Below are 25,055 nucleotides of genomic sequence, written 5' to 3'. Positions count from 1 at the left end.
ATTATTTACACATGAATAGCAGAAGAAATTTCATTAAAGCCGCCAGTTTGGGATTGGCTTCACTACACCTGACACCGCAGCAGCTACTGGCACAGCGGCCTTCGGTACCATTGTTATTTGACTTCTGGTTATGGGCACGCCCTAATGCCTCGGAATCGGAATCCGTATTAAAAAAAAGATATCAAAGTTACAAAGATGCTGGTGTGCGAGGGATTTTTTTCGAAAGCTATATTCCCAAACATTTTCAATTGGCAAAGCAATATGGCCTAGAAACGCATCGCTGGATGTGGACCATGAATAGAGGTGAAAGAGAACTACTAAATGCTCATCCGGAATACTATGCCGTTAGTAGATCTGGTAAATCCTGTGCCACTAACCCTCCATACGTAGATTACTACCGCTTTTTGTGCCCATCTCATCCTGATGTACCAAAATACCTCGAAGAGAAGGCTAGAGAACAGCTCGAGCAAGAAGATGTAGATGGGCTACACCTTGACTACATCCGTTATCCGGATGTGGTACTTCCGGTCAACCTCTGGGACAACTACAATCTAGATCAATATACTGAACTAGCAGATTATGATTTCTGTTATAGCAAATTCAGCAAAGAGGCTTTCCTGAAAGAAACGGGTATAGATATCGATAAAGTCGAACGTCCCGAACAGAGCCTTTCTTGGAGGTCATTCCGATACAGGCAAATCAACAAAGTTGTAAACAGAATTTGTGAAGCAGCTAAAGACTATAAGAAGCCGGTTACGGCAGCGGTATTCCCCACACCGGATCTAGCTCGTCGCATTGTAAGACAAGACTGGACAAACTGGAACTTATCCGGTGTATTCCCGATGATCTACCATGGCTTCTACAAAGAGCCTATACACTGGATCGGTACAGCGGTCGCTGAAGGCGTAGAAGGGCTACATGGCAAGTTTCCCCTTTATGCAGGCCTATATCTACCTGATTTTAAAAACTTAAACGAACTCAAACAAGGCATCCTTCTAGCTAAAGAAAACGGGGCGGCAGGCATCTCTCTTTTTGGCGAGACGGACTTTGATGCTCAAACGATAGCTTTGTTACAATCTATTCGTTAAGACACTTCTTTATACCCCTGTGTATTGGCTTTGTCCCAATACACGGTCCATTGTTAGAACATATAGCATTAATAAATTTTAAGATTATTTTTTTAATAACACCAATTCCGAAAAATATAGTATCTTTGTACCCCGTACATAAGGCAGATGTTTGGAGACACAATTCATTCATCTTTCGTAGAAAATTCCATTAATTGCTATGACTAAATACATCTTTGTTACGGGCGGCGTAACCTCGTCGTTAGGGAAAGGTATTATTGCAGCTTCCCTTGCTAAACTTTTACAAGCACGTGGCTTTAAAGTAACCATTCAAAAGTTCGACCCTTACATCAACATCGATCCAGGAACGCTTAATCCCTATGAACATGGTGAGTGCTATGTTACAGAAGATGGTGCTGAAACAGACTTGGATTTAGGTCACTACGAACGTTTTTTAAATGTCCCTACGTCCCAAGCAAACAATGTTACTACAGGTCGTATCTACAAGCACGTTATAGAAAAAGAAAGAGAGGGTGCTTACCTTGGAAAGACCGTCCAGGTAATCCCCCATATTACAGATGAGATAAAACGTCGTATGCAGCTTTTAGGCCAAAATGGCGAATACGACATTATCATTACAGAATTAGGAGGCACAGTTGGTGATATCGAGTCTCTGCCATTTATAGAGGCTGTGCGTCAACTTCGTTGGGAATTAGGTAATAATGATTCTCTGGTCATCCACTTAACATTGGTACCTTATCTTGCGGCGGCTGGCGAATTAAAAACTAAACCTACCCAACATTCTGTAAAGACCTTATTAGAATATGGTGTACAACCAGATATTTTAGTATGCCGCACAGAACATAAACTAACTCCAGAAATCCGTAAAAAACTGGCTCTATTTTGCAATGTAAACATCAATGCTGTCGTGGAATCGATCGATGCATCCACTATTTATGATGTCCCTCTATTAATGCTTAAAGAACAATTGGACAAAACGGTATTGACTAAGCTAAAGCTTTCAACTAAGAATGAACCCAATTTGGACAACTGGAAAGCGTTCCTTGGCCGTCTTAAAAACCCGACTACAGAGGTCAATATTGGGTTAGTAGGTAAATATGTTGAACTCCCTGATGCTTATAAATCAATTGTAGAAGGATTTATCCATGCCGGATCTGCAAATGAAACGAAGGTAAAAGTAAAGTACATAGCCGCAGAAAGCGTTTCTCCTGAAAATGTGGTAGACAAATTAAAAGGTCTGGATGGTGTATTGGTAGCTCCAGGATTTGGTGAACGTGGATTAGAAGGAAAACTAACCACTATTAAATATGTTAGGGAGAATAAAATTCCTTTCTTCGGCATCTGCTTAGGTATGCAATGTGCCGTAATCGAATTTGGCCGTAATGTGTTGGGGTTAACAGGAGCGAACAGCTTCGAAATGGACGAGAACACACCACACCCTGTCATTAATTTAATGGAAGAACAAAAGAACATTACAAACATGGGAGGAACTATGCGTTTGGGAGCATACGACTGTGATATCAAAAAGGGCACAAAAGCTTTTGCCATCTACGGTAAGACAAAGATTTCAGAACGTCACCGCCACCGCTATGAATTCAACAATGCTTATCTAAAAGACTACGAAAAGGCCGGAATGATTGCTTCTGGCTTCAACCCAGAAACAGGATTGGTAGAAATAGTTGAACTTAAAGATCACCCTTTCTTTGTTGCAGGACAATTTCATCCAGAATTAAAGTCAACTGTTGCAAATCCTCACCCACTTTTTGTTAGTTTTGTAGCCGCTTCTTTAGCAAACAAGAAAGTGGTTACGAAGTAATCTTCTTCATCCCGGTTGACAAAAGTAAGAAAGAGAAAAATAGAAATGGAATAATTTATAATAGATGGATAGAAATAACATTATAGGACTAGTGCTGATTTTTGCAATTTTTGCAGGTTCATTTTATTTTTTAAAACCTACAGAACAAGAACTCAAAAACGAGCAAAAATTACAGGATTCCCGAAAAAATGCCGAAAATGGCATAGTGCCGACCGACACTTTAGCTTTTTCTAAAACAAACGAGCTACTTGATTCAGCAGCGTTAAGTAAACCTTTTGGGACAGCTAAAATCGGACAAGAGCAACTAATCACTTTAGAAAATGAACAATTAATCGTTCAATTATCTTCTAAAGGTGGTAAAGTAAAATCCGTACAACTGAAAGGCGAAAAGAATTTCGATGGCACCCCACTTAATCTTCTCGAAGGCGATAATAATAATTTTGGTTTTCTTTTTAATGCAAGTGGTCAAAACATCAACACAAATGACCTGTACTTTGCTCCTAAAGCAGCTTCTCCAAATACGGCATCATTCCGTTTAAAATATAATGACAACCAATACCTGGAATATAACTATTCATTACAAAATGGATACAACTTAGCTTTACAGGTAAATGCTGTCGGTATCCAGAACTTAATTGATGTCAAACAAAAAACAATTCTTTTGGATTGGGAGACCAATCTACTTCAAAAAGAGCAAAACATTAAATCTGAACGTGAAAAATCCACGATCTTTTTCAAGGATACAGAAGGTACTATAGATCATCTATCAGAAACAAGTGATGAAGAAGAAAAAGTAGAGAAAACAAAAGTGGAATGGGTTGCATTCAAACAACACTTCTTTTCTTCAATCCTTTCCTCAAAGCAAGCTTTTGAGAACACCAATCTTAAGGTTACTTTTTCAGATCAAGAAAATATTGTTAAAAATTATAAAACAACAGCTGAGTTAGCTTTTAATACACAGTCTAACAATCATTTTGAATTCAGCTTCTTTTTCGGGCCTAACCAATATAAAACGTTAAAAGCAGAAGGCAACAACTACGAGAAGATTATCAATATGGGTTGGGGACCTATGGGCTGGATCAATAGATTCATTACTGTGCCGTTGTTTGATTTCTTAGATGGCTACCATATGAGCTATGGTATCGTGATCTTAATCTTAACCTTACTTTTAAAAGGAGCCATGTTCCCATTAACACGTAAGTCTTATCTTTCTATGGCTAAGATGCGTGTTTTGAAACCACAATTGGACCAGATTAAAGAAAAAGTTGGAGAGGATAACCCTATGCTATTGCAGCAGGAGCAAATGAAACTGTATAAGCAGGCTGGTGTTAATCCATTAGGAGGCTGTCTACCGATGCTATTACAGATGCCTTTTACCCTCGCTTTCTTCTTCTTCTTCCCGAATCTATTCGAATTGAGAGGACAAAGTTTTCTGTGGATGAAAGATTTATCTACGTACGATACATTCATCACCTTTAACCCTATTTTCGGAATCAATCACATTTCATTAATGTGTGTTTTGATGACAGCGGTAACACTACTGACAACTTGGTATAACAATGCGACTTCGGGAGCAACTTCCGGAATGGGCGCACAAATGAAGTATATAGGCTATATCATGCCGTTATTATTCTTCTTTATGTTGAATAGCTTCCCTTCAGGATTAAACTACTACTATTTCTTAGGAGCTGTTTTCACCTTCTTAACGCAATTCATCATTCGTCAGTCTATCGATGATGACAAGATATTAGCGAAGCTAGAAGAGAATCAGAAAAACCCTAAAGTAGCTAAAAAATCATCTTTTCAGACAAAAATGGAGGAAATGATGAGGCAACAACAGGCCGCTCAACAAGCTAAGAAAAAATAAATAAAAGAAAGGCATCTAAATTAGATGCCTTTCTTTTATTTATCCCACTTTTTACACGAAAGCACTATGCCCGGTAATACTTCGCCCGACAATTAAAGAGTTAATCTCCTTTGTACCTTCATAAGAATAAATAGCTTCCGCATCCGCCAGAAAGCGGGCAACATTATATTCTAAAAGAATCCCATTACCTCCCATTACTTCTCTAGCTCGAGACACAATATCACGCGTACGCAGCGTACAGAACACCTTTGCCAAGGAAGCGTGTTCATCTTTCAGCTTTCCTTCGTCCTGAAGCTCCGAAAGACGAAAAACCAAGGTCTGCATAGCCGTTAAATTGGACAACATCTCTACCAGATGATTTTGAATCAATTGAAAAGATGCAATAGGTCTACCAAATTGTTCCCTTTCAAGGGTGTAGGCCAGTGCATTCTCATAGGCTCCTCGAGCACAACCGACAGCCATCCATGCGACCCCCGCACGGGTCATCTGCAACACTTTTGCGGTATCCCTAAAAGATTGTGCATGCGGAAGCCTGTCTGCCTCTTGAACAAGGCATTCGGTCATAGTAATCAGTCCATTTTGTACAATCCGCAAGGCCATCTTCCCTTTTATTTTTTCAACAGAAAAGCCGGGATTATCCTTTCTTACAATAAATCCTTTTACCTGATTATCTTCTACATCTTTAGCCCAGATAATGGTGATATCAGAGAACGTCGAATTGCCGATCCATTTCTTTTGTCCGTTCAATACCCAACCGTTAGCAGTACGTCTACAGGTTGTTGTCAACCCGCCAGCAGTTCCTGAACCTACTTCTGGCTCTGTAAGGCCAAATGCACCAATAATTTTTAGTTGCTGCATTTTCGGCAACCATTCCTCCTTTTGCGCGTCCGATCCGCACATATATATCGATCCCATAGCCAGCCCACTTTGAACGCCTAAAAAAGTTGCTATAGAAGGATCGATACGACCAAATTCACTGGCAATGACACCATCCATCAGCGAAGTACCTCCTGCACATCCATATCCTTGGTATACGTACCCACACACATTTAGCTCGGCTAACTTGGGTATTATTTCGAACGGGAACTCATCATGCAGCCAATATTTGTTTACTATAGGCTTTATTTCTGCTTCCAAGAAGGAACGAATTCGTAACTGAAGGGCACGATCCTTAAGAGATAGCTTTTCCGATATATCATAAAAATCGGCATCGATAGGTGGGGGTTCTTTCTTTTTCTTACTTCCGGTCAACAGTTTCATCGCCATCTGAAGTTGCTTTTCATCCATTTTCGAAACGGCATTCATTACCTCCGACAGATCCACTTTCCTTGAGATCTTTTCAATCTGCTCAAAATCAATCGTTTTTATGAGTTTAAGTATATTTTTAATCTTTCCTAGCATAAGCTCTATTTCTAGAATAACAACATTTTTAAATTAAAATAGTTTTTTATTGTTGCATTTCAACAAAACAATACTATATTTGCATCCGAAATAAAAATTTAAAGATTTTTAACTCCTGTAAATCAGAATGTTAATATTAAAATAAAAAATTTTTATTTTTTGGGTTACCTTTTTAGGATACCGGTATTAAAGGATATAAAAACAATATTTGTTTCAATTAAATAGAAAATTAAAAAGATGAAAAATTTATTCGCATTCGGATTTTTAGCATTAGCTTTAACAGTAGCTTCATGTGGTAACAACGCTTCTAAAACTGAAGAAAATGCTGATTCTTTAAAAGGAATCGTTGATTCAACAGCTGGCGCTCTTACTGATTCAATCAACAATGTTGCTGATTCAGCTAACAAAGCAATCGATTCAACTGCACAAGTTATCGATTCTACTAAAAACGCTCAATAATCCGAAAAAGAGTTAAAATACTCCTACAAAAGCCTGTGTTCTTAATGACACAGGCTTTTTTATTAAGCTATAATTCTAAAAAAACTTCTTCTTTTTGTATTTTTGCACCAGTTTTATAAGATCCAACAACTGAGGGATCATCTTTGAAATATAGTTGACTTTTTTAATTTTCACATACAATGATATTATCAGCACTAACAGCCGTCAGTCCTATTGACGGACGGTACCACAATAGCACCCAGGAACTTTCGAATTATTTTTCCGAATTTGCATTAATCAAATACCGCGTATTGGTTGAAGTAGAGTATTTTATTGCCCTTACCCAATCGGGAATTCCCCAATTGGCACACTTCGACGGATCTCTTAACGAAAAGCTTCGTAAAATTTATGAAGAGTTTACCCTTGAAGATGCCCAATGGATCAAAGACACCGAAAAAGTAACAAATCACGACGTCAAAGCAGTAGAATATTTTTTAAAAAATGAGTTTGAAAAATTAGGTCTACATGACTCATTAGAATTCATCCACTTTGGATTAACATCGCAAGATATCAATAATACGGCTATCCCCTACTCCTGGAAAGAGGCCTTGAATCAGGTCTATCTACCGGGTATTGAAAATGTAGTCCGTGAATTACGTAGTCTTGCTGAACAATGGAAAGACATCCCAATGCTAGCCCGCACACATGGACAACCGGCTTCGCCAACGCGCTTAGGTAAGGAGATTAAAGTTTTCATAGAAAGAATAGAAAAGCAGATCAACAACTTAAAATCAGTACCTCATTCTGCCAAATTCGGTGGAGCAACGGGTAATTTTAATGCACATGTTGTAGCATATCCAACACATGACTGGGTTGCCTTTGGAAACAGCTTTGTAAACGACCAGCTTGGTTTAGACCGTTCGCAAACAACGACTCAAATCGAACATTACGACAACTTTGCCGCCAGTTGTGATGCTTTAAAGCGTATCAACAACATTCTTATTGACCTATGCCGTGATATCTGGACCTATATATCGATGGATTATTTCAAACAAAAGATCACAGCAGGGCAGATCGGCTCTTCGGCCATGCCCCATAAAGTCAATCCAATAGATTTTGAAAACGCAGAGGGAAACCTTGGCCTTGCGAATGCATTGTTCGAGCATCTAGCAGCAAAATTGCCGATCTCCAGATTGCAACGTGACCTCACAGATTCTACTGTACTTCGCAATATCGGCGTTCCGATGGCCCATACCTTAATAGCAATCAAATCTACCTTAAGAGGTTTGGGTAAACTAATCTTAAACGAGGCTGCTCTTCAGAAAGATTTAGAAAATAACTGGGCTGTAGTAGCCGAGGCAATTCAAACCATCTTGCGTCGCGAAGGATATCCGAAGCCTTATGAGGCTTTAAAAGACCTTACTCGAACAAACACACAGGTATCACAAGATACTATTGCCGCATTTGTCGACAGTCTTAATGTGTCCGAAGAAGTTAAGCAAGAAATTAAGAATATAAGCCCATCCAATTATACAGGAGTCTCCTTATAATTGGGTATAGTGTACTATAAAGCTGTTTAGGTTTTACGAAATAATGACGCGTATCAAGCAGTTATACACTATCTTTGACGCAATAAAATAGAAACAATGGCTACAATAAACGTATATACTGAAAGTACCCCGAATCCAGCAACCATGAAGTTTTTGGTCAACAAATTACTTATCAATGGGAGTGTAGATTATCCGGATAGAGAAAAAGCTCAGGAATCTCCATTTGCTAGAGAGTTATTCAAATTCAACTTTGTAAATGGTGTTTTTTTCGCTAGTAATTTTGTGACGATCACAAAATCAGAAGATGCAGAATGGGAAGATATCGAAGCTCTTTTGAAGGACTTTGTTAAAGGTGCTGTAGAATCTGAACTTAAGGTACAGGAAGTTATCAGTGACGAAAACACGTCATTTGAGGGAACTGAAACGGAAATAAAAATCCAACAGGTCCTTCATGACTATGTCCGTCCTGCTGTAGAACAAGACGGAGGTGCTATCGCTTACAAATCTTTTCAGGAAGGTATTGTCACCGTCGAGTTAAGAGGTTCTTGTAGTGGTTGTCCTTCATCGACGATCACCCTGAAAGCCGGAATAGAAGGACTTCTTAAACGTATGGTACCAGAAGTACAGGAAGTTGTTGCGGAAGCATTATAATCTACATCCAATACAAGATACTAAAGAGCTCAATGACACAAACATTGAGCTCTTTGCTTTTAAACGCCTTTACCGGTAATCAATTTTAATTATCACAAAAAAAGACTATTTTTAAGAGAAAGTACTTAAAAATAACCAGTTATGAAATATCCATGTAGCACAGGCTGTACAATCATAAATGAGTTTAGTTTGGATATTCCATATGACAGTTGAAAATCAAACTATCCGACATATGAAATACACCTTTTTTATTCTCTTAACGGCCCTTTTATTGACACGTTGTACCAGTAATACAGAAGTAGATCTTATTGTCTATAATGCCAAGATATATAGCGTAGACTCGACGTTCAGTATACAAGAAGCTGTTGCCGTAAAAAATGGCATTTTTATAGATATAGGTTCATCAAAAGATATCCTACGACGTTACAAGGCAAAAGAAACAATAGACGCCAATCAATCGCCTGTCTACCCGGGTTTTTACGATGCACATGCCCACTATTTCGATCTTGCGAATCTATTTCAGGAAGTTGACCTTAATGGCGCCAAATCTATGGATGAGGTGATCGATAGATTAAAGAAGTACAGGTATACCCATCCCGACAAAAAGTGGATCATAGGAGGAGGATGGGATCAAAACCTCTGGACAAACAAGGCCTTCCCAACAAAGGACAGCTTGGACAAATATTTTCCAGACATCCCGATTTATCTCTTACGTGTTGATTATCACGCCGCCCTAGTTAATTCGGCGGCATTACGGATCGCTCGTGTAGACTCCGTCTATGAGGTGCAAGGAGGGCTTATTTCCAAAGCCATAAACGGCAAACCTGACGGATTGCTGATCGATAATGCGATGACCTTAGTCAGTAAATACCTGCCGAAACACGATGAAGCCAATACACTAAAATTTCTCCAACAGGCACAAGACTCTCTTGTCTCTGTTGGATTGACAAGTATTGTCGATGCCGGCCTTACGGATGAACAAATCGATTTCTTAAAGACCTTTTATTCAAAAAACTTGCTTAAAATTAGAGATTATGCAATGGTTCTTGCAGAGCCCGCTCAGGTCGACCACTATATCAAAGAAGACACCTTTGACAGTGAGAGGCTAACAATAAAATCGATAAAGCTATTGGCAGATGGGGCTTTAGGATCCAGGGGGGCATGTCTACTGGAAAATTATCAGGATGCGGCGACTAAGGGATTTCTGTTGCATCCACCTCAGGAATTCGACGATGCGATCAAAAAGCTAGCAAACAGCAATTATCAAGTCAGCACCCATGCTATCGGCGACTCGGCCAACCGGTTTATTCTAGATGTATATGGCAAATACCTTACGGATAACAAAACACGAAGATGGCGTATTGAACATGCACAGATCATCGCCGCTGAAGATTTCATCAAATTTAATAAGTTTAAGATTATACCATCTATCCAACCCACGCATGCGACCTCGGATATGTACTGGGCTACCCAAAGATTGGGTGATGAACGGATCAAAGGAGCCTATGCCTATCGGGATCTTTTAAAACAATATGGAAAGGTGGCAATAGGTTCTGACTTTCCAATAGAACACTTCAACCCGCTTTATGGATTTCACGCGGCTGTAGCTCGTGTAGATAAGACTGGTTTTCCTACGGGTGGATTTCAAATGAAAAATGCTTTATCACGGGAAGAAGCACTACGGGGTATGACTATATGGGCGGCTTATTCTTGTTTTCAGGAAAAAAAGAGAGGCTCCATAGAGAAAGGTAAGGATGCTGACTTTGTGATCCTTGAAAAAGACATTATGGCAATCCCAGAACAAGAGCTAAGAGAGGTAAAGACTTTACGCACTGTTATCGCAGGAGAGACTGTATTTACCAATATATCTAACACAAAAAAATGGAGATAACTATACGGTTATCCCCATTTTTTTGTGTTCTTTTTATTAACTATTATTGCATGTCAAACAAATGCTTTTCAGCATGATAGGATGAACGGACTAATGGTCCAGACTCCACATATTTGAAGCCCATTTTCAGGCCTATTTCTTTATATTTCTCAAATTGGGCAGGTGTGATCCAATCAACAACAGGATGATGTGCTTTTGTAGGTTGCAGATACTGACCCAATGTCAAAATATGCACGCCCACATTATACAAATCCTGCATCGCTTCAATAACATCTTCCTCCGTTTCGCCTAAGCCTAACATAATCCCCGATTTCGTTCGCAAGCCAGCTTCTGAAATACGACGGAGACATTCCAACGAACGGTCATATTTTGCTTGGATACGTACTTCCCGAGTCAGGCGACGAACAGTTTCCAGGTTGTGCGACACGACTTCAGGCCTTACGGCAATAACGCGATCTAAATTATCCCACTGCCCTTTAAAATCCGGTAATAAAGTCTCCAACGTCGTCTCAGGGCTCTCTTTACGGATAGCTTGTATTGTCTCTGCCCAAATTGTCGAACCACCATCTTTCAGATCATCACGATCCACCGAAGTAATAACACAGTGTTTGACCCCCATCAGCTTCACTGAAGTAGCCACCCTATTTGGTTCGTCTACATCTACCGGAAGAGGTCTTCCAGTTGCTACCGCACAAAACGAGCAAGAGCGTGTGCAGATATTACCCAAAATCATGAAAGTCGCCGTACCAGCCCCCCAACACTCCCCCATATTCGGACAGTTCCCACTTTCACAAATCGTATGAAGCTTATGCTCATCGACTAAGCTACGCACATGTCTGTACTCTTTCCCTACTGGAAGTTTCACACGTAACCAATCGGGTTTACGCTGCGTTGGATTCACGGGTATAACAGGTAATTCTATCATAGTACAAAGATAAATATTATTCGCTTAATCTTAAGGAAAGAAATTGTTATCCCAATATCATTTCTGATTCCCCCTTTATGTACCCGTTATAGCTGCAAGAACCTGTCAGGAACCAAAAAAAGTGCGATATCCCCGGTGAAAAATCAATTTAAACAATCCGGTTTGACACATGGGGAACAGTATTGCAGAATCGATTAGCATAACTGAATTTAAATATTTTATGGAATCTATTTTATTTTTACATCATATAGGTAGTATTGTTTCCTATTACTTTGTAAAACCATAACTTAATGAATACATCTGACCATTAACTTATTTACCTATGAAATGTAAACCAATATTATCTCTAACATACCTATTGATACTGTTTCATGGATGTCGAAAAGAGGAACCATCCATACCGTACAAACTCACTCTTGCGGAAGCAAAAACCTTTTATGAATCCCAGTTAATCCAATTTCCAAATCAGAAGGGGGGAGATAACTTTATCTTTCAGCTAAACAATCTCGTGGTTGACTGGTCCGATTTTATGTACACAGAGAAAGGAGATCTACGGGTTACCACCAAAATAAAATCCGGTTCGGGCAATAACCAAGGTTCTAAATTGGTAGGTCATTATGAACTATACTTCAGCAAAGATATGAACAATCAGATATCGGGAATGATCAAATACCGGATAAAGGGAGTGTTCAATGGGCAGGGGGGATATATAGCCTATGACTTTAAAGGTAAATTAATACCACCAAAACAAAGCCCCTTTGCAAACTTAAAAGATAAGCTTCTCATGGGGACACCTTCCATGTATATGTACAAGAATGTCCTATTTGCACAACAGTTGGTATGTCAAGAAACACAGAATTACTTTGACCTGGAAGCAAAAGCTTGTAAGCATTGCACCCAACATAGCTCTTTTGATCCAAGTCTCATATTTCAATATACTAACGGTGGGCTCTTCTATTTTGATCAAGAATTCGGTCAATTTAACATAGATGTCTCCCCAGCATACTGGCAGATCTGGTACGAAGGAGAAGAAGGTTTTACCTACGAATTGCGGCCATTATACGAACCTATGCTTGATGACAACAATGACATCATACTGGATGAAAATAATGAACCTATTCTAAATCCGGGGATTGTAATTGAAGAAGTAGTCATCAGCAGGTATTCTTTGTATAACTGGAGTTCCAATAATTATAGTTTTAACCCCTATTTTGTATTAAATACGGATTATGATGGCGGCTTGTCTGGTGGTACTGAACCTGGGGGAGCGGGTCAGCAAGTCACGAATAAACTGACAAAATCACCTTCAACAGACCCCTGTGCCGGTAAGGCAGCTGTAAATGAAAGGATGAATTTGGAGCAGGTGAGAAAGCAAAATAAAACGTTGTTTGATTTGAGCACAGACTATGAACATTTCTACCGGCTAGACATGCATTGGGTCACAAAGCAAATTAAAACATCGGAATGCAGGACAGATACTGTACGTGACTGGGTGGAGCACAATATGATTTGGGATTCAAAACTAAACATGCTGACGGTAGGCTTTATACATACCCATCCTTTTTCGAGTGCCCCTTCGCCGCAGGATATCTTTATGGGGGCCAATGGTTATTTAACAACTGGCCCAAATGCGATGACAGCGACTATGAAAAGTACGTTCCTGCGCTATTTTACCTCTACCTTAATTACTCCCGAACATGTATATGTCATTACGATCAAAGATCCTAATCAATGGGCGGCAGCAAGTACTTTGATCGAGACAAAAAAGAGGAGTATAAAATCCTGACTGACGGCTATAAAAAAATTTGCTATTACCCCACACCGAAGCACAGGAAAAGGCACTTCTAACAATGTATGGTGATCTGATAAACCTATACAAAACCAATAGAAGTACAGATGCCAATCAAAACACCGATTTTAAAAACCTGAAGCTGGACCCGAATGGGATACCAACTTATAATTTCTGTATTTAATTTAAAAAACAAAATCATGAAAAAAATAATTTTGACACTGACCATCATACTCGCTCTAGGCCTGTCCGCAAATGCACAGATATTTTTACAAGGGCAAGCGGTAATTCCCTTTAACAGTATTGCAAACAGCCAGCTATTCCCTGAGTCCAATAGATTAGATATGGATATGGCATTTGCAAAATTGGACTCGCTAGGTATTAAAACCTATCCAAAAAATGCAGGAGAAATGGCGGGTGAATTCTGGTGGATCGACGGGATGCTGGTGCAGTTGGTAAGCAGGAAGCTGACACCGACCTATAAAGCGGATGATCTAAGTAAAATAAGATACGCCATGCGGCCGGAAATGTCTAACATGGTAGGATACCCCAAAAACAGAACGAACTATGATGATTATTTCGATGAGGTGAAAGATATTAACAATTTCGAAGTGTTGATCCATTACTACAGAACAAAGTCCTTTGAAAAAAATTTTCAAATTCAGGATAATCAGAATCGGTATAAAGTGTTTGGAACAGTTTATAGCCTGGACCATCAAAAAGCACATAATCTGATCGATACTTTACTGGAAAGTATAACTTTTAAATAAAGCCGATGAAAAGCAGGATTAAGTTTTTTTGAATATTTGGCTAAATTTTTCGAAAGATGAAAAAAATAATTTTGACACTGACCATCATACTCGCTCTAGGCCTGTCCGCAAATGCACAGATATTTTTACAAGGGCTAAATGTAATTCCCTTTAACAGTATTGCAAACAGCCAGCTATTCCCTGAGTCCAATAGATTAGATATGGATATGGCATTTGCAAAATTGGACTCGCTAGGTATTAAAGCCTACCCAAAAAATGCCGCAGAAATGGCAGGTGAATTCTGGTGGATCGACGGGATGCTGGTTCAGTTGATAAGCAGGAAGCTAACACCGACCTATAAGGCAGATGATCTAGGTAAAAAAAGATACTCCATGCGGCCGGATATTTCTACCATGGTAGGACACCCCAAAAAAAGGACTTATTACGATGATCATTTTGATGACGTGAAAAATATCAACAATTTCGAAGTGTTGATCCATTACTACAGAACAAAGTCTTTTGAAAAAAATTTTCAAATTCAGGATAATCAGAATCGGTATAAAGTCTTTGGAACAGTTTATAGCCTGGATCATCAAAAAGCGCATAATCTGATCGATACTTTACTGGAAAGTATAACTTTTAAATAAAGCCGATGAAAAGCAGGATTAAGTTTTTTTGAATATTTGGCTAAATTTTTCGAAAGATGAAAAAAAAAATCGCTTAATCTAACAGACAAGATTTGTTAGTCTTATATCCTATTCGCTTTAAAACAAAAAGCCCCTTGGATTTAGTCCAAGAGGCTTTCATTAAAAAACTAGTAAAACTTCCTAGATTTCAAAACCAATACCTACTGAGAAGACATTGTTTTTAACTTTCAAACCGTCAACATTTGACATATTACCTAAGCCCAGACCATAACCGCCATTAATTAAAAAGCCATTGGACAATTTATATCCCAACTGGAAGTTAGCGCCGTAGTCAACAACTTTCGTCTCATCTGCATTCGATCCAAATTTAATATCAGTCTTTACATCTCCGACTTTATTTTTACCTGACACATTAAATCCTACATACGGCCCAGCACCAATGAAAACAGAACCTGAAGCACCAGTAGGGATATAATACACGGCATTAACAGGAATTTCAATCGACATTAGATCCGTTTTAGATTCTATATTACCTGTCTCGTACTTCCCTCCTTTTCCCTGCAAAGACACCCCTGGTTGAACAACAAAATTAGATGCAGCAGGGATATTAGCATATCCAGAAAGATAAAAATTCGTAGACGTACTCGTATTATAGCTCACATTTCCTCCTGAATAATTTAATTTAGGAAAATTGACTCCTGCTTTCACGCCGTAACCAATTTGGGCCTGAGCTCCAACTGCTGTCAATAATGCAACTCCTAATGTTAGTAAAACTTTTTTCATAACCATTTTTTTAAAATTCAATTATAAATAATGAGTTGAACAGACAACTCTACGGATCTATCTATTCAAATTTGATACCAAAAAATGTTTTTATATTTAATTTTGCTTTTTCAAATTTTAAGTTTACTTTTGCATGCCCAGTAAGGGTAAAGGGTCGGATGGCCGAGTGGCTAGGCTGAGGTCTGCAAAACCTCCTACAGCGGTTCGAATCCGCTTCCGACCTCGTTTTCAACGTACAATAAAATATTATAATAAAATGGGAGTTACACGTTTAAAAAGAAAAGACAGAAGAAACAAAACTGTTTCACGTGTTGAAGTTCAGTTTCTAAGTTTAGGTCGTAACATTGAACTAGGTTCACGTTCAAAAATGCCTAAGCATAGCCAAATTACTAAAAATGACGAGATCTTAAATAAATTAGCTGCTGAGGCTAAATAAGCTCAATTTAAAGATAAAAGAAAAGGGATATATCACATTGATATATCCCTTTTCTTTTATACCTCCTCCGAACGAAAAACTGCATAAAAAAAGTCATTTCGATTGTTCCGAAGTTCAATCGAAATGACCTTAAGATTGCTATCTATTTATTTGCTTATTTGTTAATTGCAGCAACTCCAGGAAGTTCCTTACCTTCCATGTATTCCAGCAAAGCACCGCCACCTGTACTCACATAACTGACATGTTCAGTCATCCCAAATTTTGCTACCGCAGCAGCAGAATCTCCACCACCAATCAAAGAAAAAGCACCTCGTTCTGTCGCAGCTACCACCGCATCGGCAACAGCTTTTGTACCTTTAGCGAAGGTGTCAAACTCAAAAACCCCCATCGGCCCATTCCACAATAAGGTATTGGATGCTGAAATTACTTCTGCAAAATGTCTAGATGATTCGGCACCGATATCCAATCCCTCACGATCGGCAGGAATCTGATCATTTGGACCGTCATATGTATTAGCGTCATTAGAGAAACCATCGGCAATCTGCGCGTCTGTGGGCAGAACTAAATTGACACCTTTCTCCTCCGCCTTTTTAACCAACTCATTAGCTAGATCTAATTTATCCAGTTCCACTAAAGACTTCCCGATCTCACCGCCTCTAGCTTTAACAAATGTATAAGCCATCCCGCCGCCGATGATAAGATTATCCACCTTATCCAAAAGTGCTTCAATCAATTGTATTTTATCAGAAACCTTAGCTCCACCCATGATTGCTGTAAACGGTCTATTTGGATGATTAAGAACTTTCTCTGCATTATTCAATTCTCCAGCCATTAGATACCCAAAATACTTCGCTTCTGGAAAAAACTGTGCTATGATTGCTGTAGATGCATGCGCACGATGTGCCGTACCGAATGCATCATTTACGTATACATCTCCTAATTGCGCGAGCTTTTCAGCAAATGCTGTGTCTCCCTTTTCTTCTTCTTTATGGAAGCGGAGATTCTCCAATAACAAAACCTCTCCTGCTTTCAGACTGGAAGCCTTCTCAACAGCTTCTGCTCCGATACAATCATTCGCAAATTGCACCTCTACCCCCAACACTTTAGAAAGATGAGACACAATATGCTTCAGTGAATATTTTTCAGTCGGGCCATCCTTTGGTCTACCTAAATGAGACATCAATACCACAGCTCCCCCATCGTTAAGAATTTTCTTAATCGTTGGCGTAGCGCCCTGTATTCTATTATCGTCCGTAATATTAAAATTTTCATCCAAAGGAACATTAAAGTCAACGCGGATTAATGCCTTCTTACCAGAAAAATTTAAATCGTCAATTGTTTTCATATGTGTATAATTATTTATGCGTGCTTGTTTTCATCTGTATAAATGAGCTCGTTTCACTCGAATTGTTTTTTAATGGTCATATGGAATACTCCTGGTCTCTGTGCTTCGCTAAACAGGAGTATTTCATTCGAATATATTTCAGAATTAAGTTGATTTAAGACGTAAACTTAGAAAAAATGTATTGCATTCACCAGTACGCCATAAAAAAAAACAGATTAATAAATTTCTATACTGTACGGCAAGCGCGCCTGTATACCGGTATTTTTTAACACCTTGCTCACATCCAATAAATATTTCTGATATTCACCCAATTCCTCGCCAAACAACCACATTTTAACCTTGTCCTTCGAAGAGGATAATATACTGGCAAAAGGGTCTTCTTTTTCCGGGAGTTCTATAATTTGATAATCCTCCAGTTTAGCTTTAGCAGCAGCAGCGCCAATGGCACGCTGTAAATTACCGATTGCGTCCACCAAACCCAACTCAAGCGCCTGCTTGCCGGTCCAGACCCGCCCCTGACCAATACTATCCACCTCCGCAAAGGCCATCTTCCTACCATTCGCAACCCGTTCCATAAACGTAGCATAAGTCCTATTCACTTCCATTTGTATTATCGAACGTTCCTCCGCTGATAGCGGTTTATCTGGATTAGACATTAGACTGGAGAATTTACCCGTATTGACTTCGTCAATGTGGATACCAAGCTTATTATTTAATAGACCTTTAAAGTTAGGAATCAGACCGAAAACACCGATAGAACCCGTTAATGTATTTGACTCTGCAAAGATAGAATCTGCTGCTGCAGCAATATAATAGCCTCCGGAAGCCGCATAATCCCCCATAGATACGATAACAGGCTTCTCTTTTTTAGTAAGCTCGACCTCTCTCCATATGATATCTGAAGCCAAAGCAGATCCTCCTCCAGAATTGACACGTAACACCACCGCTTTAATATCTTTGTCCCGACGTAATTTGCGTATCTGCCGAGATAATTTATCGCCACCAATCTGTCCGATAGTACCTTCACCATCGACAATATCTCCATAAGCATATAGCACAGCTATCTTAGCCGCAGCAGAATTCCCTTTCGAACTACCGCTATACTTCAATATAGAGACCGATGAAATATCTTTATCTTCAGCGATATCTAGTCTTTTCTTCAATGCACTAAGCAGTTCATCTTTATATAATTTCCCATCAACAAACTTATATCGAATGGCGTCATCTGCATTTCGGATCAGGTAATCGTCTGCAATACGCTTTAACGAATCCACAGATTGCTTTCTCGACTGCGCAATGTCCGTTAAAAAAGAATCATAAATACTTCCTAAATATGAAGTGACCTGTTCTCTATTTGCAGGACTCATTTCATTAAGCATAAAAGGTTCGACAGCAGATTTATATGTCCCAACTTTAATCACTTGCATCTCTACCCCCAGCTTATCCATCGCTTCTTTCATAAATACTACCGATGAACTGAGCCCTCGAAAATCCAACGCCCCTTGTGGATTAATATAAATACTGTCCGCAACTGTAGATAGGTAATACGCCTTTTGAGAATACCCCTCACTGTAAGCTACAATAAACTTTTTAGACTCTTTGAAATCCAACAATGCATCTCTTATAGCCTTTAAGCTCGCAAAGCCCACTCCTACCGAGGCTGGATTTAGATATATTCCTTTTATGTTAACGTCTGTTTTTGCGGCCTTTATCCGTGCAACTATATCATTTAGACCGATTGACCTCTCTATATTATACAATGGAAGATTTAAATCTCCAAAGGGATTACTCTCCGTCTTCTCCACAATATCATAATCGAAAGAAAGATACAAGACCGATTTGGCGGGAGCGACCGTTGTGGTGGGCTCGGAAGATTGTTGAACCAACACACCAATGAATACCAAAAACAGAAAGAATAAGATGACACTCGTAATTAGTATCCCCGTGATAGTAGCTAGCACTTGTTTAATAAAATTCATATATTTTGTCTTTTAAAGCCCGTATGGAATGCTTATTGATATATCTGTGCTTAATACAGGCGCATTTCATAAATTATCTTTTTACAGACTAAATTTACTGTATTAATTTGATTTTGCAGAATATAAAGCACCAATATCGTATTTTAGTAGCGCATGAATAAAATCTATATTTTATTGGGTGCCAATTTAGGAGATCCTATCGCTCAACTCGCAAAAGCATCCGTCCTTTTGAAGGATAAAATTGGCCCGGTAATTACGCAATCTTCTGTCTATGAATCACAAGGATGGGGGGTCGAAGACCAGCCTTTGTTCTACAATCAAGCTTTGATCATCCAAACGAACCTTGACAAGCATGAGTGTCTTAGGGTTTGCCAAGAAATAGAAATAGAATTGGGACGGGTGCGTCTAGTCAAGTGGGGAGCCAGACTGATAGATATTGATATCATATACTTCAATGAAGAGGTATATGAGTCCGAAAATCTCCGCATCCCACATCCTCTTTTACAATTCAGGAATTTCGTACTGATTCCTCTTTGCGAGATTGCTGAAAATTACCTACACCCCGTCCTGTTGAAGACTACAGGACAGTTACTAGCGACATCTAAAGACAAGCTACCTGTCCATAGAGTAAAACAATAGCATAAAAACGACTGTATCATGAACTATAAAATCATAAAACCAGAGACTATCCAGAAATCAATGATGGGAAACCCTGAAATGATAAAACAGTTTATTGCTATTTATCTGGAACAAAGCCCTATCGATTTTCAAACACTCGAGTTGAGCTTAACGGCAAGTGACAAACAGGCGATAGGTGACAACGCGCATCATATCAAACCCACGATGGAATACATTGGTGCATCTTCTCTTCGGGTAGCTTTTCAAGATTTAGAAAACATGAGTAAATCCGATCTAAAAATCGAATTGATACAGGAAAAATTTGAAGAGATAAAACCTGTTTTTCAATTGATGATAGAAGAATTAAAGTCTTTTTCGAAAGAAATTAGCGACCCGATAAAAAAATAAAGGGTAAAATTATAAATCTCTTATAATTTTACCCTTCCCATATATTTAGTTAAGCACAGCTAACTAAGGTCAAACTTGTATCCTACACCTTTTACCGTTGACACATAATTGTCACCTATTTTTTCCCGGAGCTTTCGGATATGAACATCGATAGTTCTATTGGTGACTACTACAGAATCTTCCCAGATAGCCTTTAATATCTGTTCACGCGTATACACTTTATTTGGCTTAGAAGCCAATAGATAAAGTAATTCGAATTCCTTTTTTGCGAGTACGATTTTATCTTCGCCTCGATATACTAAAAAAGAATCCCGATCGATGACTAAGTCTGCTATCTCCAATTTATCCGATGGTTCGTCGACAGATTCTTGTGAATTTCGTCTTAAGATCGCATTGATTCTGGACATTAAGGCTCTAGGTTTGATCGGTTTTGCAATATAATCATCCGCTCCAACATGAAAACCAGCTATTTCAGAATACTCTTCACTTCTGGCAGTCAAAAACACCATAAACGTATGTTTGAATTCGGGCAACGAACGCATGATTCTACATGCCTCTATACCATCCATCACTGGCATCATAACATCCAAAATGATCAGGTCAGGACTAACCTCTTTTGCTTTATCAATTGCTAGTTTACCATTCGATGCCGTGTAGACCTGGTAGCCTTCCTTATTTAAGTTGTAGGAAATGAGATCTAAGATATCGTGCTCATCATCCACCACAAGTATTTTTTGCTTGGCGCTCATATTAGTTTTTTTGCTAAAGTATGTACTTTATGGTAAGATAAAGTTAATCAAATGTTATGAAATTATTAACCATTAAAAATAACTTAATAAATTAATAAACTTCGTCTAATTCAAAGTCTGCTCTAAGAATGCTTCCAAATCGGTCCCTCTCAAATTTTTCCCTACGATATTACCGGCCGGATCCACAATAACGGAAGCTGGAATCGCTTTTATCCGATAATTTATCACGAGATCAGAACTCCAAGCCTTAAGATCTGAGATATTGGTCCATGTTAATTTATCCTCCTCTACTGCGCGCATCCAAGAGCCCGGGTTGTTGTCCAGAGAGACTCCAAGAACTGTAAAGTTCTTATCCTTATAGCTGTTGTACACCCGTACAATATTTGGATTTTCCTTACGACAAGGTACGCACCAGGATGCCCAAAAATCTACGAGCACATACTTTCCTTTAAAATCGGAAAGTTTGACGGTTTTGTTATCAGGGGTGTAGGCCACAATTTCCGGAGCAGGCTGACCTATTGCTAGCTTACGCAATTTAGCTACTTCTTCTTTAAATTGAGTCACTGTTCCATTATCCGAAAAAAGATCGCCCAACTCATCCACATAAGCGATTAACTCATTTTCTGCGACATCTGGATCAAGGCTACTCATAGCGTAAAAACCAGCTAAATTATCCTTATTCGCTTTAGCAAAAGCCGTTGCCTGTTGTGTGAAAGAAGCCATTTCATTGCGATACTGCGCCATATAATCTGCACGTAAGCTTTCAATTTCTACTTCGGTCTTGTTGACCATCCGCTTTACAAAATCCCCTTGTAATGAATCTTCCAAAAACTCCTTCCGCTGCTTTATTGGAGCAAAATCCCGCAATACTGCCGAAAGCTCCGAACCATCCACCTGATAAGTTTCAGGGCTATTTTGAAGATCAGATCTAAAAATCAGGCTTTCCCCCGGAGAGATAATAACCGGATATCTATTTTTTCCCACTTCTAATGTCAATAGACGAGGTTGTGTTGCTGTCCGTTCAAATTTAAATTTATTTTGATCGCTCAAAAAAACAGAATCCAGCTTACGATCACCTTCATAAAATGCTACAACTTTAACATTCCCTGGATTCAATATTTCGCCAGAAATGGCTATGGTTTCCTTATTAGAGCATCCCCATAGGCCAATCCCTACAATGGAAAATAGAAAAATGCAAAACTTGTTCATACAATATATTATAAAACACTAAACGATAAAATCCTTAGCACGTCCTATTGCCTTTGCTAAACCACTTATATCCTTGCCTCCTGCAGTTGCGAAGAAAGGTTGTCCGCCCCCACCACCTTGGATATCTTTTGCCAGATCACGTACGATAGCACCTGCATTCAACCCGCGCTCTTTCACCAATTCTTCAGAGACTACAACAGTCAGACTAGGTTTACCATCAATACTCGCTCCCAAAACTACGAAGAGGTTGTTCATAGCCCCCTTCAATGCGTAGGCTAATGTCTTAACCGCATCAGCAGTTGGTAGGTCTACCTGTGTTGCCAAAAAGTTAATACCATTAATAACCTCTAGCTTTTCGTTCAATTCATTTTTGAGAGACAGCGAACGCTCCTTTAAGAAATTATCAATTTCCTTTTTCAACGATCCATTCTCCTCCATAATCTTGGTTACAGCTGAAACAAAATCTTTCGGATTGTTTAATATTTCCTTCATATGCTGGAAAAGCTCAAAATGTTCGCGGATAACAGCTGCAGCCTTTGTTCCTGTTATTGCCTCTATCCTCCTAACACCTGCGGCTACCGCAGACTCAGAAACAATTTTAAAGAAACCAATCTGACCTGTTGCCTTAACGTGCGTTCCCCCACAAAGTTCTTTGGAATATTGATCATCAAAAGTTATAACGCGCACATAATCGCCATACTTTTCTCCAAAAAGAGCTGTGACACCCGAATTAACAGCTTCTTGATACGGCACTTGTCTTTCTTCCTTCAACGGAATATTAGCACGAATTTTAGCATTTACGATATCTTCAACTGCTTTTATCTCTTCGTAAGTTATTTTCGCAAAATGCGAAATATCAAACCGCAAAATATCCGCAGATACTAATGATCCTTTTTGATTTACGTGCTCACCCAATACTTCTTTCAATGCAGCATGTAGCAAATGGGTGGCCGAGTGGTTACTAGCTGTATCGATACGCTTAGCTACATCAACTTGAGCTTCGAAGGTTGTGTCTATTTCCTCGGGAAGCTGATCTACAAAATGTACGATAAGTCCATTCTCTTTCTTGGTGTCGGTTACTTTTATTTTCTCACCACGCGCTGAAATTAAGAGTCCTGAATCTCCGACCTGACCTCCTCCTTCTGCATAAAATGGTGTAACAGACAACACCAACTGAAACTGATCCTTACCTTTGGCGCTGACCTTACGATACTTCAATATTTCCGTATTCGCCTGCAGACTGTCATACCCAACAAATTCAATATCATCTTCTTCATTGACCACAATCCAATCGCCCGTATCGATCACGGTAGCCGCTCTTGATCTTTCTTTTTGAATTTGCAAAGCACGGTCAAATGCTTCCATATCGACAGCTAAGCCCTTTTCGCGTGCTAGAAGCTCCGTCAGATCGATTGGAAAACCATAAGTATCAAATAGCTCGAAGGCAAACTCACCATCAATGACCTGATGTCCTTCAGTATAATTTTCAAAACGCTGTATGCCTGTTGTCAAAGTCCGCAAAAATGAAATTTCTTCCTCTAGCACTACTTTTTCGACGAAGTCCTGCTGTTGGTACAACTCATCAAAGACACCTTTGAATTGTCCCGCCAAAACAGGCACCAGTTCATGGAAAAATGGTTGTTTAAAGTTAAGGAAGGTATACGCATAACGTACCGCCCTTCTCAGGATTCTACGGATAACATATCCTGCTTTATTATTTGAAGGCAGTTGTCCATCGGCGATTGCAAAACTAACGGCACGAATATGGTCAGACAACACCCGCATAGCAACGTCCGATTTTTCATCCGCACCATACGCTATTCCTGATTTCTCTGCAATAAAAGAGATTAAAGGTTGAAATACATCGGTATCATAGTTCGAAGTTTTGCCCTGAATAGCGCGTACCAATCGTTCGAATCCCATACCAGTATCTACGTGCTTTGCAGGGAGTGGTTCCAACGTTCCGTTTTTTAAACGGTTGAACTGCATAAAAACCAGGTTCCAGACCTCAATTACCTGTGGGTGGTCTGCATTAACGAGTTCCTGTCCCTTTTGGTTAGTACGCTCTTCATCCGTCCGCATATCATAGTGGATTTCAGAACACGGTCCACAAGGCCCCATATCCCCCATTTCCCAAAAATTATCCTTTTTATTCCCCAATAAAATACGATCTTCAGCAATAAATTCTTTCCAAAAATCATAGGCTTCTTGATCACGGACCAACCCCTCTGAATCATCTCCTTCAAAAATCGTCACATACAATCTATCTTTATCAAGTTTATACACCGAGGTAAACAACTCCCAAGCCCATGCAATCGCGTCTTTCTTAAAATAATCCCCAAAAGACCAATTCCCCAACATCTCAAATAAGGTGTGGTGGTAGGTATCGATACCTACTTCCTCCAAATCATTGTGCTTGCCAGATACCCGCAAACAGCGCTGTGTATCCGCTATTCGCGAATATTTAACAACAGCCTCACCTAAAAACAAATCTTTAAACTGATTCATTCCAGCGTTGGTAAACATTAATGTCGGGTCATTTTTCACCACTACAGGTGCTGATGGAACGATATGATGGGATCTATTTTTGAAAAATTCTAAAAACGCCTCGCGTATTTCTCTACTGGTCATGAAATTTATTTTAAAGTTATAGTAGTTATAAAAGTGATGTAAGTGATGAAGGTGTCTTTCATAACCGTCGTAACCTCTGTCACCA

21 protein-coding genes and 1 tRNA gene are annotated in these 25,055 nt (G+C 39.2%); 14 read left to right on the top strand and 8 right to left on the bottom strand.

Annotation, left to right across the window (positions count from 1 at the left end; genetic code table 11):
- Positions 1–11 precede the first annotated feature (11 nt).
- From G7B18_RS18395 to yidC, 3 genes are all read left to right on the top strand, one after another.
- Positions 12–1,088 (top strand): family 10 glycosylhydrolase, encoded by a 1,077-nt coding sequence (locus G7B18_RS18395; RefSeq protein ID WP_164123705.1) that lies wholly within the window; start codon positions 12–14, stop codon positions 1,086–1,088.
- A gap of 199 nt (positions 1,089–1,287) precedes the next feature.
- The gene (locus tag G7B18_RS18390) at positions 1,288–2,904 is read left to right on the top strand and encodes a CTP synthase (RefSeq protein ID WP_164112966.1); all 1,617 of its coding nucleotides are present in this window, start codon (positions 1,288–1,290) and stop codon (positions 2,902–2,904) included.
- A 64-nt stretch (positions 2,905–2,968) separates the two neighbouring features.
- Positions 2,969–4,771, top strand: coding sequence for a membrane protein insertase YidC (gene yidC, locus G7B18_RS18385; RefSeq protein WP_164112965.1), 1,803 nt, complete (start codon positions 2,969–2,971; stop codon positions 4,769–4,771).
- A gap of 51 nt (positions 4,772–4,822) precedes the next feature.
- Here the strand turns inward: yidC and G7B18_RS18380 are convergent, their stop codons facing one another.
- Positions 4,823–6,172, bottom strand: a complete 1,350-nt coding sequence (locus tag G7B18_RS18380) for an acyl-CoA dehydrogenase family protein (protein WP_164112964.1) — start codon at positions 6,170–6,172, stop codon at positions 4,823–4,825.
- 237 nt (positions 6,173–6,409) lie between these two features.
- On the opposite strand from G7B18_RS18380, the gene G7B18_RS18375 reads away from it, so the two are divergent.
- The 4 genes from G7B18_RS18375 (at position 6,410) to G7B18_RS18360 (ending at position 10,702) form a co-directional block, all read left to right on the top strand.
- A complete protein-coding gene (locus tag G7B18_RS18375) occupies positions 6,410–6,631 on the top strand; it encodes a hypothetical protein (RefSeq protein WP_164112963.1) in 222 nt (73 codons plus the stop codon).
- Positions 6,632–6,810: 179 nt separating this feature from the next.
- Positions 6,811–8,160 carry an adenylosuccinate lyase gene (purB, locus tag G7B18_RS18370; protein ID WP_164123703.1) on the top strand — a complete coding sequence of 450 codons (1,350 nt, stop codon included), beginning with the start codon at positions 6,811–6,813 and terminating at the stop codon, positions 8,158–8,160.
- 96 nt (positions 8,161–8,256) lie between these two features.
- On the top strand, positions 8,257–8,811 hold the full coding sequence (locus G7B18_RS18365; protein ID WP_164112961.1) for a NifU family protein: 555 nt from the start codon (positions 8,257–8,259) through the stop codon (positions 8,809–8,811).
- A gap of 232 nt (positions 8,812–9,043) precedes the next feature.
- Entirely contained in the window at positions 9,044–10,702 is a 1,659-nt protein-coding gene (locus G7B18_RS18360; RefSeq protein ID WP_164112960.1) for an amidohydrolase, read from the top strand.
- Between the two features lie 43 nt (positions 10,703–10,745).
- Here G7B18_RS18360 and lipA read toward each other — a convergent pair whose 3' ends face one another.
- The gene (gene lipA, locus G7B18_RS18355; protein WP_164112959.1) at positions 10,746–11,627 is read right to left on the bottom strand and encodes a lipoyl synthase; all 882 of its coding nucleotides are present in this window, start codon (positions 11,625–11,627) and stop codon (positions 10,746–10,748) included.
- Positions 11,628–11,949: 322 nt separating this feature from the next.
- On the opposite strand from lipA, the gene G7B18_RS18350 reads away from it, so the two are divergent.
- The 3 genes from G7B18_RS18350 to G7B18_RS18340 all read left to right on the top strand — a co-directional run bounded on the left by G7B18_RS18350 (position 11,950) and on the right by G7B18_RS18340 (position 14,812).
- Complete coding sequence (locus tag G7B18_RS18350) at positions 11,950–13,413, top strand: peptidylprolyl isomerase (RefSeq protein WP_164123701.1); 1,464 nt, start codon at positions 11,950–11,952, stop codon at positions 13,411–13,413.
- A gap of 203 nt (positions 13,414–13,616) precedes the next feature.
- Complete coding sequence (locus G7B18_RS18345; RefSeq protein WP_164112956.1) at positions 13,617–14,186, top strand: hypothetical protein; 570 nt, start codon at positions 13,617–13,619, stop codon at positions 14,184–14,186.
- A 56-nt stretch (positions 14,187–14,242) separates the two neighbouring features.
- Positions 14,243–14,812, top strand: a complete 570-nt coding sequence (locus G7B18_RS18340; RefSeq protein ID WP_164112955.1) for a hypothetical protein — start codon at positions 14,243–14,245, stop codon at positions 14,810–14,812.
- 180 nt (positions 14,813–14,992) lie between these two features.
- On the opposite strand, the gene G7B18_RS18335 is transcribed toward G7B18_RS18340, so the two are convergent.
- Positions 14,993–15,595, bottom strand: coding sequence for an outer membrane beta-barrel protein (locus G7B18_RS18335; protein WP_164123699.1), 603 nt, complete (start codon positions 15,593–15,595; stop codon positions 14,993–14,995).
- Between the two features lie 152 nt (positions 15,596–15,747).
- Between G7B18_RS18335 and G7B18_RS18330 the strand changes: the two genes are divergently transcribed.
- Positions 15,748–15,818, top strand: a tRNA-Cys gene (locus tag G7B18_RS18330).
- Positions 15,819–15,851: 33 nt separating this feature from the next.
- Positions 15,852–16,031, top strand: a complete 180-nt coding sequence (locus tag G7B18_RS18325; RefSeq protein ID WP_164112953.1) for a spore protein — start codon at positions 15,852–15,854, stop codon at positions 16,029–16,031.
- 154 nt (positions 16,032–16,185) lie between these two features.
- On the opposite strand, the gene G7B18_RS18320 is transcribed toward G7B18_RS18325, so the two are convergent.
- Together G7B18_RS18320 and sppA are read right to left on the bottom strand one after the other, a co-directional pair.
- Positions 16,186–17,376, bottom strand: coding sequence for a phosphoglycerate kinase (locus G7B18_RS18320; protein ID WP_164112952.1), 1,191 nt, complete (start codon positions 17,374–17,376; stop codon positions 16,186–16,188).
- A 215-nt stretch (positions 17,377–17,591) separates the two neighbouring features.
- Positions 17,592–19,355, bottom strand: a complete 1,764-nt coding sequence (gene sppA, locus G7B18_RS18315; RefSeq protein ID WP_164112951.1) for a signal peptide peptidase SppA — start codon at positions 19,353–19,355, stop codon at positions 17,592–17,594.
- A 153-nt stretch (positions 19,356–19,508) separates the two neighbouring features.
- Between sppA and folK the strand changes: the two genes are divergently transcribed.
- Positions 19,509–19,994, top strand: a complete 486-nt coding sequence (gene folK, locus G7B18_RS18310; RefSeq protein WP_164112950.1) for a 2-amino-4-hydroxy-6-hydroxymethyldihydropteridine diphosphokinase — start codon at positions 19,509–19,511, stop codon at positions 19,992–19,994.
- Positions 19,995–20,012: 18 nt separating this feature from the next.
- On the top strand, positions 20,013–20,381 hold the full coding sequence (locus G7B18_RS18305; protein WP_164112949.1) for an Hpt domain-containing protein: 369 nt from the start codon (positions 20,013–20,015) through the stop codon (positions 20,379–20,381).
- A 59-nt stretch (positions 20,382–20,440) separates the two neighbouring features.
- Here G7B18_RS18305 and G7B18_RS18300 read toward each other — a convergent pair whose 3' ends face one another.
- The 3 genes from G7B18_RS18300 to alaS form a co-directional block, all read right to left on the bottom strand.
- Positions 20,441–21,130, bottom strand: coding sequence for a response regulator transcription factor (locus tag G7B18_RS18300; protein WP_164112948.1), 690 nt, complete (start codon positions 21,128–21,130; stop codon positions 20,441–20,443).
- Positions 21,131–21,235: 105 nt separating this feature from the next.
- The gene (locus G7B18_RS18295) at positions 21,236–22,339 is read right to left on the bottom strand and encodes a TlpA disulfide reductase family protein (RefSeq protein ID WP_164112947.1); all 1,104 of its coding nucleotides are present in this window, start codon (positions 22,337–22,339) and stop codon (positions 21,236–21,238) included.
- A gap of 18 nt (positions 22,340–22,357) precedes the next feature.
- Positions 22,358–24,970 carry an alanine--tRNA ligase gene (alaS, locus tag G7B18_RS18290; protein ID WP_164112946.1) on the bottom strand — a complete coding sequence of 871 codons (2,613 nt, stop codon included), beginning with the start codon at positions 24,968–24,970 and terminating at the stop codon, positions 22,358–22,360.
- Between the last annotated feature and the right edge of the window lie 85 nt (positions 24,971–25,055).

Origin of the sequence: Sphingobacterium sp. xlx-130 (genome assembly GCF_011007405.1) — a bacterium.
Classification (GTDB): domain Bacteria; phylum Bacteroidota; class Bacteroidia; order Sphingobacteriales; family Sphingobacteriaceae; genus Sphingobacterium; species Sphingobacterium luzhongxinii.
Note: the sequence above shows the minus strand (reverse complement) of the source record. Positions and strands in the feature narration are given on the sequence as shown.